The sequence below is a fragment of the Nocardia puris genome (assembly GCF_003315035.1).
GTDB classification, from domain to species: Bacteria; Actinomycetota; Actinomycetes; order Mycobacteriales; family Mycobacteriaceae; genus Nocardia; species Nocardia puris.
Map to the genome: position 1 here is coordinate 1 of NZ_QNRE01000037.1, position 11,516 is coordinate 11,516.

The following is an 11,516-nucleotide window of genomic DNA, read 5'->3' on the forward strand; positions in this document are numbered from 1 at the left end:
AGGCAGGCGAACCACTCGGCGTAGGTGGCGGCTTCGCCGGTCGGCAGGACCTGAGCTTGAGGCAGAGCGATGGGCATGGGGCCAGTATATCGACGCAGATCGATGGTTGCATTCATCGATGCCAGTCGATACTCTCAGCCGTAGTTAATCGATCTGCATCGATGAAAGAAGGTTCGTCATGAACTCCCTGCCCGTCGTCGTCATCGGAGCTGGGCCGGCCGGTCTGGCTGCCGCTGCCGAGCTGTCCCGCCGTGAGCTGCCGTTCCTGCTGCTCGAACGCGGTGAGCACGCCGGTGCTGCTGTCGCGCAGTGGCATCACGTGCGGGTGTTCTCGCGTTGGGCCGAGCTGATCGCCCCCGCCGCACGCCCGCTGCTCGACGCTGCGGGCTGGTCCGAACCCGACCTCGAGGGCTACCCGACCGGCGCGGAGTGGGTCGAGCACTACCTGCGCCCGCTCGGCGAAGCCCTAGGCGATTCGGCCCGGTTCGACACCGAAGTGACCGGTGTCGCGCGCCGGGGCCGCGACCGGGTCGTGGACGCCGGACGCGACAGCGAACCGTTGACCGTGCACGTGCGTAGCGCCGACGGCCGCGAGGAACGAATCATCGCCCGCGCGGTTATCGACACCTCCGGCACCTGGACGACACCGAACCCGCTCGGCGGTGACGGGCTGCGCGCCATCGGCGAAGCCGCTGCGGCGCAACGTATTTCCTACCGTGTGCCCGACCTCACCGACCCTGATATCGCGGCCCGGCACGCAGGCCGTCACGTGGTCGTCGCCGGAAGTGGGCACTCTGCGCTCACCGCGTTGATCGTGCTCGCCGAACTGGCCGGCGAGCACCCGGGGACTCGCATCACGTGGCTGCTGCGTCGGGGCACGATCGGATCGACCTTCGGTGGCGGGCAAGCCGACGAACTGCCCGCTCGTGGCGCCCTCGGGTTGCGCGCTCAGGCTGCGGTCGAGGCCGGACACATCAACGTGGTCACCGGTTTCCGCACCGAGACCGTCGAACACGCCGACCAGGGCCAGCTCACGCTCATCCCCGCCGAAGGCGACCCTGTCACCGATGTCGATGAAGTGATCGTGCTGACCGGGTTCCGCCCGGACCTGTCCTGGCTCTCGGAAATCCGTCTCGACCTCGACGCCACGTTGCAGGCTCCGACGAAGCTGGCGCCGTTGATCGACCCGAACGCGCATTCCTGTGGCACGGTCTACCCGCACGAAGCCACCGAACTGTCCCACCCCGAACCCGGCGTGTTCCTGGCCGGGATGAAGAGCTACGGCCGCGCGCCGACGTTCTTGGCGATGACCGGATACGAGCAGGTCCGCTCCATCGTCGCCGCCCTCGCCGGAGACCACGAAGCCGCGCAACGAGTCGAACTCACCCTGCCCGACACCGGGGTCTGCGGCGGATCCGGCTTGTTCGACGCCCCCGCCGAAGAATCCACGGGCGGATGCTGTGGGGCCCCGACCGCAGTGCAGGAGCTGACCCTCAGCGTCCCGACCGCGATCCAGGAACTGCCCCTGACCTCCTCGCCTGCGCGCTGATCCACTGCGATGCAGGTTGTTTCGACACCGACGGCACCCGCCGCGACCGGGTTGCGGCGGGTGCTGGTGGTCTTGTGCGTCACCGAGATCACCAGCTGGGGAATCCTGTTCTACGCCTTCCCGGTCCTGCTGGGATCCATCGCCACCGACACCGGTTGGTCGGCGACCGCGTTGACCGGGGTGTTCTCGGCCGGACAACTTCTCACCGCGCTCACCGGAATACTCGTCGGCCGTCGCCTTGACCGCCACGGACCCCGCACGGTGATGACCGCAGGCTCGGCGCTCGCGGTCACGGCGCTGATCGTCGTGGCCACCGCGCAAACCCCGAGAGCGTTTCTCCTGGGCTGGGCGCTGGCCGGGATCTCGATGGGCGCGGTGCTCTATCCCCCGGCCTTCGCTGCGCTGACCCGCTGGTACGGGCCCGACCAGGTGAAAGCGCTGACCGTGCTGACCCTCGCAGGTGGGCTGGCCTCCACCGTCTTCGCACCCTTGACCGCAGCCCTGGCAACCAGGTTCGACTGGCGCGCAACCTATCTGATCCTCGCCGCGATCCTCGCGGTCGTGACGATCCCCGGCCACTGGTTCGGATTGCGATTGGCCTGGCCGACCCGACCCGAAGAAGGCACCGAACACGCCCACCTGGGCAACCCCGGCAGCATCGCGCGCAGCCGGGCATTCATCACCCTGGCGATCGCGTTGAGCGTCACCGGATTCGCGTCCTTCGCGGTCGTGGTCACCCTCGTGCCGTTGATGACCGAGCGCGGGATCTCCACCACCACCGCAGCACTCGCTCTCGGACTGGGCGGACTCGGGCAGGTCGTGAGCCGGATCGGCTACAGCGCCTTCGCCGACCGAACCAGTGTGCGCACCCGCACCGCAATCATCCTGATCGCGATCGCCGCCACCACCATGCTGCTCGGAATCTTCACCACCGCAGCAGCACTGACCGTCGCCGCGATCCTGTCAGGCATGGCACGCGGGGTGTTCACCCTGCTGCAAGCCACCGCGATCACCGATCGGTGGGGTTCGGCCCACTACGGGCAACTCACTGGGCTCGTCTCCGCACCGATGACCATCACCATCGCCTCAGCACCGTTCGTGGCCACGGCCCTGGCCGCGAACCTCGGCGGCTATCCCGCCACGTTCCTGATCCTGGGCACAGCCGCCGCCCTCGCCGCGGCACTGTCACTGACCACCATCCCGAAACACTCACCGAAAGAACAACACTCATGATCGACGCAATCGTCATCGGCGCAGGACAATCCGGACTCACCGCCGCACGCGCCCTCACCGACCACCACCTGACCCCAGTCGTGCTCGAGGCCGGGCCCGACCCCGTCGGATCCTGGTCGCACTACTACGACAGCCTCACCCTGTTCTCACCCGCCCAACACAGCACCATGCCCGGTCTGAACTTCCCCGCCGAGCCCCACCACTACCCGCATCGTGACGAGGTCGTCGACTACCTGCGCCGCTACGCGAAAACCCTCGACGCCGACATCCGCACCCACACCACCGTCACCACCGTCGAGCCCCACCCCGACCAAGGATTCGTCGTCCACACCGACGACGGCCAACAACTCCACACCGCCGGAATCGTCGCCGCCACCGGCTCCTTCGGTAACCCCTCTGTGCCCGAACTGCCCGGAGGAGACAAATTCCAAGGCACCGTCCTGCACGCCGCCGACTACCGGCGCCCCGAGCCCTACTCGGGTCAACGAGTCATCGTCGTCGGCGCGGGCAACTCCGCCGTGCAAATCGCCTACGAACTCACCGACCACGCCACCGTCACCCTCGCCACACACAACCCGATCAACTTCTTGCCCCAACACCGCGACGGACACGACATCCACCACTGGCTCGTCTCTACCGGATTCGACCAACTCCCACCCGAATGGCTCATCCGCTACGTCGGCGGCACCCTCGTCATGGACACCGGCGACTACCAACACGCCCTCACAACCGGGCGCATGGACCGCCGACCCATGTTCACCAGCTTCGACACCGACGCCATCGTCTGGGCTGACGGCACTCGCGAAGCGGTCGACACCGTGCTCTACGCCACCGGTTACCGCCCCAACCTCGGCTACCTCACCGAGCTCGGCGCCCTCGCTGACGGATACCCACTCCACAACGCCGGTATATCCACCACACACCCCGGCCTCGCCTACGTCGGGCTCGAGTTCCAGCGGACGTTCTCCTCCAACACGCTGCGCGGCGTCCACCGCGACGCCGAACACGTCACCACCGCGCTGGCCGCTCACATCAACCGGGCACCGGCGAAAGTCGGTCTGTAAGCCTCCCAGCGCTAGGCGTCCGGGTGTCGCCTACCAGCAACACCCGGGCTATAGTCGAACATGTGTGCGAATCCACGCGACCATACGTGAGGCTCGGTGTCTGGACAGAGCCCTCGCCGCGGTTCTGCCCCAACGGCCACCGCCTCGGCGCAGGACGAGCAGTCGTCGCCGCAATGCCGTGTCGGCGCGTCGGCGGCCACCACCGCGCACACACCTGCCTCGCCTGCGGCGCGACCACCTACAGTCCGCCCGCGCACACCGACTGCGAACACTGACCGCCTCACGCCAGAAGTTCTACTGACGGACGGTTCGGCACCACGGCGACCGGGCGCATCATGGCGACCAGGACGACAGACAGCCCGCAGGCGGCTCACGGGCAGCGCCGCTAAGGCTCCCTACTTGGCGGGCCAGACGCAGTTCCACTAACCGCACGGCGTGGTGATGGTCGAACATGGATTCGATCGAGCAGTGTGTGGCACTGGATAGCGTCGATGCAAACGTTCTTCGCAAGTGGGGTTCAGCTTGGCTTGACTTCACTCACGCCGACTCGGTTCTGCTAGCACGCCGCAGTATCCCAGCGACTGCTCCGAACCCCTTCTTGCGCCGAGTCCTGTGCGAGTCGGCAGTAGTCAGCTACCGCCGGGTCGGGCAAGGCCAACAGCGACGATAGACCGACCTCAGCGCGCTGTTTGCCGAGTGACGACTGAACTGTCCGGACAGAGCGGGCCCGATCGACACCGGAACCGTCCAGAGTCGATCGGCCCGCCGTGATTGCGGGAGCCGTCCTGCTGTCACATGGGACAGCAAGGGCCCATCATGCTGCACATCCAGTCACAGATCATCTTCAGCGGGTTCACGTAAATCACCTCCCTGGGTTGCGTGTTCGGACTCGTCGGCCGCGCGATCGGTGGATTGATACGGTGCCGTCGTCGTGGTTCCCAGAGCTGCCAAGACAATCTCGGCTGACCGGTGGACCACAGCGATGCTAAACGTTCCATTAGGATGGAAGGTCAAGTCGTGCAAGCGGCTGGCGATCGGTTGATCGGGCTATTGGGTGCCGACGGATTGGTGCTTGCCAGGGCGGCGCCGGTTGCGCCGTGCTGGCTTGGAATTGGGCGAATGTAATGAGGCCAGGGTCGTCACGAGTCGACCGTTGCGGTGTAGCCGAGTTCGGCGATGGCTGCGATGACATCGCCGGGGGTGGCGTAGTCGAGGTCGACGGTGGTGCGGTTGCGCCTCCGGGAAGTGCGGGTCTCGCGCACACCAGGCAGGTCTTGCAGGGTGTCGTCGATGAGCAATGCGCAGCTGCCGCAGTGCATGCCGTCGACCCGGAAGGTGTGTGTGCCCATAGGTTTTCGATCCCTTCTCAAGCAATGGTGAGGGTGCCGGAGTACATGCCCATGCCGCAGGTGTAGTCCAGGCGGCCGGGTCGAAGAATCCCGAGGTCGATACGGGTCTCGCCGGTGGTCGGCAGGACTTTCTGGATGTCGAGGCTCGGTATGACCAGCGACCGGATGCAGCCCTGGGTGCCGTTGGTCTTGACCACCAGGGTGGTCGGTACACCGGGCTTCGCTGCGACGTTGTCCGGTGTGTAGGCGCCGGTGCGGGCGGTGATCGTCACGACCTGCGCGCCGTCTGCGACGGTAGCGGCGGAGGCATCGGCCACCGGCTGGCTCGCGCCGAACGCCTCGGCGATACGCCCAGCGGCCAACGGTGAACCGGCGAGTTCGAGTCCACCGTTGAGGGTGTAGAACCCCATCCCGAGCACCACCAGTCCGGTCGCTACCGCCACCCGGCATCACCGAGAAACAGCGCGTACAGCGACCAACCGAACGCGGCCAGCACGCCCACCGAGATGAGAGTGTCCATGGTCGCGGCGGCGTGACGCAGGTTCGTCCACGCCGCTTGGTGGAACGGCCAGGCGCCCCACACGACTATCGGCGCCGCCAGGGTGAGCGGCAGCCACTGCCCAGTTGGTGAACTGCAACGGTGGCACCATTGCCATCGCTACCACCGGCACCGCCAACGCCACCGACACTCGCATTCGCTGGCGCAGTGAGCGAGTGTCGGTGTCGTATGTCTCGGTCTCATAGGAGGTTTCGCTATCAGGACCTCGCACCGGGTGTGGAATTCGTGCGGTGTACCCGGTGGCTTCGATCACCTCGATCACGTCGGCGTCTGCGGTGTCGGAATCGATCTCGACACGGGCCTTCTCGGTGGCGAAGTTGACGGTGGCCACGACACTGTCCATCGTATTGAGCCGCCGCTCGATTCTGGTCGCGCACGACGCGCACGTCATCCCGCCGATAGCGACTTCCAACCGCCGCGGCGCGGCAGCCGCGTCCTCGGCCGGTAGGGGTCCGCTCGACGCGGGCATCACCGGCACCGCGACGAGCACCAGCACGTCATCCCGCATACTGCACACTCGAGCTCGTTCACGCCGACCTCCATCCATCCACACGCGTCCCGCTTGGCAATCCCATCCTGAACCTTCCAGTAAGATGGAATGTCAAGGGGCCGGATCCGAGGGAGTATGCGATGAAGATCGGTGAACTGGCTGCAGCGGGCGGAGTCACGACAAAAACGATCCGGTTCTACGAGGGCGAGGGCTTGATGCCTGAACCGGGCCGCACTCCTACCGGCTACCGCGACTACAGCTCCGAGCACCTGGCCCGGTTGCAGTTCATCCGCCGGGCGCAAGCGGCGGGGCTGAGTCTGCGCGAAGCCGGTCAGATCCTGTCTGTCCACGACCGCGGCGAACAACCCTGCGGCCATGTCCAAGCGATCCTCAGCGAGCGCCTCGACCAGGTCCGGGCCCAAATCGCCGAACTCATCACCCTCGAAGCCCACCTGCAAACACTGCTGGACACTTCCCGTACCGACCAGCCCACCAGCCACGACGACTCCACAGTCTGCTGGATCATCGAATCCAACGTCTCGGTGTCGAACGACCAACCGCTCGATGCCGACCCGTTCGGTCATGTGAGCGAAGCGGGCTCAACTCCTCCAGGTGGTGGAGTTGGCAGGTGAGTTGTTCTCGCTCATCGAAGTTGGCCACCAGACGGCGTGCGGGCAGTCGGTGGCTCGCCACTGAGTCGCCGCGGCGTCATATCGGCAGCACGACCGCGGTGACGAATTCGTTGCGCAGCCAGCCGATGAACACCGCCCACACACCGCTGACCAGCGCCGCACCCACCAGGATCAGCATGACACCACCGGCGATTTGAATAGTCCTGGAATGTCGGCGCAACCAACCGACACCGCGCAAGGCCTTCGCGGAGCCGAAGCCGAGAACGATGAACGGTGATCCGAGTCCGACGCAGTAGGCAACGATCAGCGCCACGCCGCGCGCGGCGGTCGTGCCTTCGGTTCCGGCGGCGACCGAGAGGACTCCCGCAAGAGTCGGCCCCAGACAGGGCGTCCACCCCAACCCGAACACTCCCCCGAGCAAGGGCGCTCCGGCAAGCGAGGATATCCGCAACGGGGCGAAGCGGGTGTCCTTCTGCAGCGCCGGGATGAGCCCGACAAAGGTCAGACCCATCACTATCGTGACCACACCACCGATGCGCTGGAGCAGATCCTCGTTGATCCGCAACGCTCCGATCACCCCGAACACCGACGCGGTGGCAAGGACGAACACCACGGTGAATCCGGCGACGAACAACGCCGCCGCACCGGCCACCCGCCAGCGGTCTGCGCCCGAGCCCGGCTCATCGGCACCGCCGGGTGAGGTGCTGGCGCCGGAAACACCAGCGAGGTAAGACAGATACCCGGGCACCAGCGGGACAACACACGGCGACGCGAACGAGACCAGCCCGGCGAGTATGCAGGCGGCGAGCGCGAGCAGCAGTGGCCCGGTCGCGGCGGCGGTCTGAAAACTGGTGCCTATCCCCTGGGCGAGCGCCGTCATCGTCGCGCCGCCACACGCTCGATCACCGGTTGCAGATCCTCTGCCAGCAGGGCACGCAGGAACACGGCCGCTACCCGGTGCTGCCGATCCAGAATCAAAGTGGACGGGATGACGCTGGTGGGATAGCTGCCGCCGAGCGCGATCAGCGTCCGCATCGAGGGGTCATAAATCGACGGATAGCCGACTTTGTAGTCGATGACGAAATCCTGGGCTTTGTCACGCTGCGGATCACGGACATTTATCCCCAGAAACTGCACTCCCATGTCCTTGGTGGCCGCATATACGCGTTCGAGGTCGTCGGCTTCAGCACGGCACGGCCCACACCATTGACCCCACAGGTTGATCACCACCACCTGCCCGGCGTAGTCGGCCACGGACACAACCTTGTCTTCGGCCATGAGGTCGGGCCCCGACAGGGCCCCGATCTGCCCGCGAGCCTCCGGCGGATCGTAGAAGATGTCTGTCTGCCCGCCCGGTGAAACGAAGTCGAACGTGCCACCACCAGTCGCGACCGAATCGGAGCCCGCAGCGCAACCGGTCACGGCGATCACCGAGCAGATGCCAAGGGCGAGCACGGCGATAAACCGGGATCGCCGAACGTGTGTTGGGGTGGGTCGTGCGGTCGTTCGCGTGCCTTGTCGCTGGATCATCGGGTCATCTCACTGATCGCGGCCCGAATCTGGGCGGGGTTGTCGAATACAGCGGGTGTAGTGATGCGCGCGACCGAACCATCCTGCTGGACAAGGAAACTCAGCGGCAGCACCGGGGGCGCGGACAATGCCCCGCGCACGTCGCCGGAATCGACGAATGACGGATAGTCGGTGCCCAGGGCTGTCAGTAGATCCAGGGCAGCGACGGGGTTGTCTTGCACGTTGATCCCCACGACGCGAACCGAACCGGGCTCGTTCGCGTACGCATCGAGCACGGGAATCTCTTCCCGACACGGCCCGCACCAAGATGCCCAGAGATTGATCAAGGTCGGCTCGCCGGTCAGCGCGGCGCCGAGGTCGACGGTGTCGGTCGACCCGAGACACCGCGCCGAGACACCGCGCAAGTCGGCGTCGGCCTGCGGCGCTACGGCGGTAGTCGGGCAACGCCGCAGCTGTGCCAAGCCCGCGTGACCCACCTCGGGAGCGTTTGCGGCGGAGCCGGTGACTGCATCCGCCGAAACACCCGGTTGCCCGGATCGGGTCTGCGACGAAGTCGATCGCGGCCAGATCGCCACGATCAACGCGACAATTACCAACAGGCCAACGACCACCCCACGAGCACCCGGCTGCACGCGCGACAACTTCTCCATCACCACCACCTGTCTACTATGCATCGTAGTAGACAGGTGGGTGGCACGGACCGGCGCCCACGTTCACAACAGCGTGCTCCAGTAGCTCCAGAAGCGGATGCCGATCAACGACACGATCGTGAGAGACCAGACGGTGACAACGACGCCGTGGTAATCGGCCGTGACGTCGGCCAGTCGCCGGCCAGCGGCGGGGACAGGCAGATCACCCACCACGAGGTTGCGCAGGGTGACGTAGCCGAAGATCGGGATCGTCACCGCCCACACCACCATGCAGTACGGGCACAGTGCCCCGATGCTGTATAGCGTGTGGTAGATCAACCAGTGCACGAACACGACACCGAAGCTGACACCGGCCTGTAGTCCCAGCCAGAACCAGCGCTGGAACCGTGCTCCGGACAGCAGCCCGGCACCCACAGTGGTGACCACCGCGAACCCGGCGATCCCCAGCACAGAATTGGGGAGACCGAACGCCGCCGCCTGCGGGCTGTCCATGACCGACCCGCAGGACACGATGGGGTTCAGACTGCAGCTCGGCACATAGGCGGGATCCCGCAGTCGCGCCATCTTCTCCACTGTGAGCACACTCGCAGCCACCGTGCCGAGGAGACCACCGATCAGCAACAGCCAGGGCAGCAGCCGCGGGAACGGGTCCCGATAGTCCCTTCTCCGAGTCGGCGTGGCGATGCTTGCCTCACTTGGCGAGTGCGGCATCGATGGCCTCGATGAAGTCTTCGGCGGAGCGCGGTTGGAGTTTGACACCGTCGAGGAAGAAGGTGGGCGTTCCCTGCACACCGAGGGTTCGGCCGTCGGCGACGTCGTCCTTGATTCGTTGCAGGGTGGCAGGATCGCTGTAGGCGGTGTCCCATTGCGTCATGTTCAACCCGAGTTCGCTGGCGAAGCCGCGGAAGACGTCGTCCTTCGGAACGCGCTGCTCGGCCCACTCGGGCTGTGTTTCATACATCTTCTTGTACATCGCCTCGAACGCGCCCTGCCCGGCGGCGGCCTCCACTGCACGTGCCGCGCGTTCGGCGTTGAAGTGCGACGGGATCGGGAAGTAGCGCACGACGAATGTCACTCGCCCGCTGTAGGTTTCGCGAAGTTGCTCGACGAAGGGAAACGCTGCGCCGCAGGCCTCGCATTCGAAGTCGAGAAATTCCACCAGCGTGACCTTGCCGTCGCCGACGGGACCGACCCGATGACTGTTGTCGCGGACGAGCACGCTCTGAATGTCGGCCCCCGCGTCGGGCTGGTCCTTCTCGGAGCCGGAGTTGATCGCGACGATCACGGCGGCCACCGCGACGAAGACGGCAACGATCACTGCCGAGATCATCAAGTTTCGCGTTCGGCGAGAGGCTCGTTTGTCCGGGGTTGACGTGTTCATACGCTGGGCCTCGCCAGCCTTGCTCTGCCTTTGCGGCATGTCGGTTCCTTACTGTTTTCCGAAAGCGGGAATGTCGGACGGGTCTCGGTGCGCGCGGTTTCCCGCCATAGAGGGCGCATCCGATGCCGACGACAGGCGACCGCTCGCTATGGATGACGGTGATCGGCAGTTTGCCGTGCGTCGAACACGACACGGCCGCGTCAAGTAGTTGCCTCGAATGGTGCGTCGGCGGTGCCGACTGCGGATGCCGACAACATGCGGACGCACCGAGAGAAGGCCTGCTCCTATGTGCGCAACACGCAGAGCATGGCCAAGCTGGGCGCGTGCCAGCGCCGCTGAATGTTGCGCGGGCGCGGCCCCGCGCGTGCCGGTACAACAAGGATCGGACGGGCGCGGGCCTGCCGAGCCACGGCGAACAACACGCTCAGGAGCAGAATCACACACAGCCCGAGCACTCCGACCGGAGACTCCGGCCCCAACACGGCGCCGGCGAGAAGATCAGCGCCAGCGTCGAGGTCGCCCGCCACTTCCGACGCTGACGGCGCAGAAGTGCCCTCATCGCTGACAGCAGCTGACGACACATTGATGGTCGCGCACCGCATGTCATGACCAAAGGCGCGAACCTCATCCGCGCACGGTGAAGTCTGCATCATCGCCAGTCCCACCAGAGCTGCCAACACCGCGGTCAACCGCGCGAGTCCCACTCGCACAGCTACACCGCAACGCCTGCTCTGCACGCCGCCAGGGTAATAGATGATCCGAAACCGCCCAGACGACCGGGCCGACGACTACTCGCGACAGACGACTGCTCAATCAGCGGGCTTTTGCGCCAGGACCCGGAAGGTGACCCCACCGCGGCCGGTGCGACGTGATTCGGAAATCACGAATCCGGCGGCTTCCAGGTAGGGAATCGGATCACGCAGCAGATGGTCGGCCCCGAACCTGACGCTGATCGGCTCGATCAACCGCATGAAGAGGGCCGAGGGTTGCGTCCAATAGCGTGGTGTACGGCCCGACCACCCGAGCAGCCCCCTGTTCCGAGCGTGTCGTAGCCGGAAACGAGGTGGTCACCGCGTGAC

12 protein-coding genes and 1 pseudogene are annotated in these 11,516 nt (G+C 65.9%); 4 read left to right on the forward strand and 9 right to left on the reverse strand.

Features of this window, described 5'->3' with window-relative positions; all coding sequences use genetic code 11:
• Positions 1-178 precede the first annotated feature (178 nt).
• Genes DFR74_RS34795 through DFR74_RS34805 form a run of 3 tightly spaced genes read left to right on the forward strand, consistent with a single transcriptional unit; the run spans position 179 to position 3,846 of the window.
• Positions 179-1,549 (forward strand): FAD-dependent oxidoreductase, encoded by a 1,371-nt coding sequence (locus DFR74_RS34795; protein ID WP_067514639.1) that lies wholly within the window; start codon positions 179-181, stop codon positions 1,547-1,549.
• 9 nt (positions 1,550-1,558) lie between these two features.
• Complete coding sequence (locus DFR74_RS34800) at positions 1,559-2,782, forward strand: MFS transporter (RefSeq protein ID WP_067514641.1); 1,224 nt, start codon at positions 1,559-1,561, stop codon at positions 2,780-2,782.
• Positions 2,779-3,846 carry a flavin-containing monooxygenase gene (locus tag DFR74_RS34805; protein WP_054811699.1) on the forward strand — a complete coding sequence of 356 codons (1,068 nt, stop codon included), beginning with the start codon at positions 2,779-2,781 and terminating at the stop codon, positions 3,844-3,846. The genes DFR74_RS34800 and DFR74_RS34805 overlap by 4 nt, the downstream gene beginning before the upstream one ends.
• 1,139 nt (positions 3,847-4,985) lie before the next feature.
• Here DFR74_RS34805 and DFR74_RS34810 read toward each other — a convergent pair.
• From DFR74_RS34810 to DFR74_RS34820, 3 genes and pseudogenes are all read right to left on the reverse strand, one after another.
• Positions 4,986-5,195, reverse strand: a complete 210-nt coding sequence (locus tag DFR74_RS34810) for a heavy-metal-associated domain-containing protein (RefSeq protein ID WP_054811700.1) — start codon at positions 5,193-5,195, stop codon at positions 4,986-4,988.
• Between the two features lie 17 nt (positions 5,196-5,212).
• Positions 5,213-5,638: a cupredoxin domain-containing protein gene (locus tag DFR74_RS34815; protein ID WP_054811701.1), complete on the reverse strand. Its 426-nt coding sequence runs from the start codon at positions 5,636-5,638 to the stop codon at positions 5,213-5,215.
• A pseudogene (locus tag DFR74_RS34820) lies at positions 5,638-6,145 on the reverse strand (cation transporter); the annotation flags it as partial. The pseudogene DFR74_RS34820 and the gene DFR74_RS34815, both read right to left, overlap by 1 nt.
• A gap of 239 nt (positions 6,146-6,384) precedes the next feature.
• On the opposite strand from DFR74_RS34820, the gene DFR74_RS34825 reads away from it, so the two are divergent.
• Positions 6,385-6,876 (forward strand): heavy metal-responsive transcriptional regulator, encoded by a 492-nt coding sequence (locus tag DFR74_RS34825; protein ID WP_054811703.1) that lies wholly within the window; start codon positions 6,385-6,387, stop codon positions 6,874-6,876.
• 76 nt (positions 6,877-6,952) lie between these two features.
• Here the strand turns inward: DFR74_RS34825 and DFR74_RS34830 are convergent, their stop codons facing one another.
• The 6 genes from DFR74_RS34830 to DFR74_RS34860 all read right to left on the reverse strand — a co-directional run bounded on the left by DFR74_RS34830 (position 6,953) and on the right by DFR74_RS34860 (position 11,408).
• Positions 6,953-7,756 carry a cytochrome c biogenesis CcdA family protein gene (locus DFR74_RS34830; RefSeq protein ID WP_067514643.1) on the reverse strand — a complete coding sequence of 268 codons (804 nt, stop codon included), beginning with the start codon at positions 7,754-7,756 and terminating at the stop codon, positions 6,953-6,955.
• Positions 7,753-8,406: a TlpA disulfide reductase family protein gene (locus DFR74_RS34835; RefSeq protein ID WP_082392787.1), complete on the reverse strand. Its 654-nt coding sequence runs from the start codon at positions 8,404-8,406 to the stop codon at positions 7,753-7,755. Before DFR74_RS34835 ends, DFR74_RS34830 begins: the two co-directional genes overlap by 4 nt.
• Positions 8,403-9,056, reverse strand: coding sequence for a TlpA family protein disulfide reductase (locus DFR74_RS34840; RefSeq protein WP_086843848.1), 654 nt, complete (start codon positions 9,054-9,056; stop codon positions 8,403-8,405). The genes DFR74_RS34835 and DFR74_RS34840 overlap by 4 nt, the downstream gene beginning before the upstream one ends.
• Positions 9,057-9,119: 63 nt before the next feature.
• Positions 9,120-9,677, reverse strand: a complete 558-nt coding sequence (locus DFR74_RS34845) for a vitamin K epoxide reductase family protein (protein WP_228787596.1) — start codon at positions 9,675-9,677, stop codon at positions 9,120-9,122.
• Positions 9,678-9,747: 70 nt separating this feature from the next.
• Positions 9,748-10,386, reverse strand: coding sequence for a DsbA family protein (locus tag DFR74_RS34850; RefSeq protein ID WP_104897740.1), 639 nt, complete (start codon positions 10,384-10,386; stop codon positions 9,748-9,750).
• Between the two features lie 860 nt (positions 10,387-11,246).
• Positions 11,247-11,408 carry a hypothetical protein gene (locus DFR74_RS34860; protein ID WP_228791103.1) on the reverse strand — a complete coding sequence of 54 codons (162 nt, stop codon included), beginning with the start codon at positions 11,406-11,408 and terminating at the stop codon, positions 11,247-11,249.
• Positions 11,409-11,516 lie beyond the last annotated feature (108 nt).

Coding starts and splice junctions, on each gene's coding strand:
- DFR74_RS34795 (WP_067514639.1), top strand. CDS start 179: ATGAACTCCCTGCCCGTCGTCGTCATCGGAGCTGGGCCGGCCGGTCTG.
- DFR74_RS34800 (WP_067514641.1), top strand. CDS start 1,559: ATGCAGGTTGTTTCGACACCGACGGCACCCGCCGCGACCGGGTTGCGG.
- DFR74_RS34805 (WP_054811699.1), top strand. CDS start 2,779: ATGATCGACGCAATCGTCATCGGCGCAGGACAATCCGGACTCACCGCC.
- DFR74_RS34810 (WP_054811700.1), bottom strand. CDS start 5,195: ATGGGCACACACACCTTCCGGGTCGACGGCATGCACTGCGGCAGCTGC.
- DFR74_RS34825 (WP_054811703.1), top strand. CDS start 6,385: ATGAAGATCGGTGAACTGGCTGCAGCGGGCGGAGTCACGACAAAAACG.
- DFR74_RS34830 (WP_067514643.1), bottom strand. CDS start 7,756: ATGACGGCGCTCGCCCAGGGGATAGGCACCAGTTTTCAGACCGCCGCC.
- DFR74_RS34835 (WP_082392787.1), bottom strand. CDS start 8,406: ATGATCCAGCGACAAGGCACGCGAACGACCGCACGACCCACCCCAACA.
- DFR74_RS34840 (WP_086843848.1), bottom strand. CDS start 9,056: ATGGAGAAGTTGTCGCGCGTGCAGCCGGGTGCTCGTGGGGTGGTCGTT.
- DFR74_RS34850 (WP_104897740.1), bottom strand. CDS start 10,386: ATGATCTCGGCAGTGATCGTTGCCGTCTTCGTCGCGGTGGCCGCCGTG.
- DFR74_RS34860 (WP_228791103.1), bottom strand. CDS start 11,408: ATGCGGTTGATCGAGCCGATCAGCGTCAGGTTCGGGGCCGACCATCTG.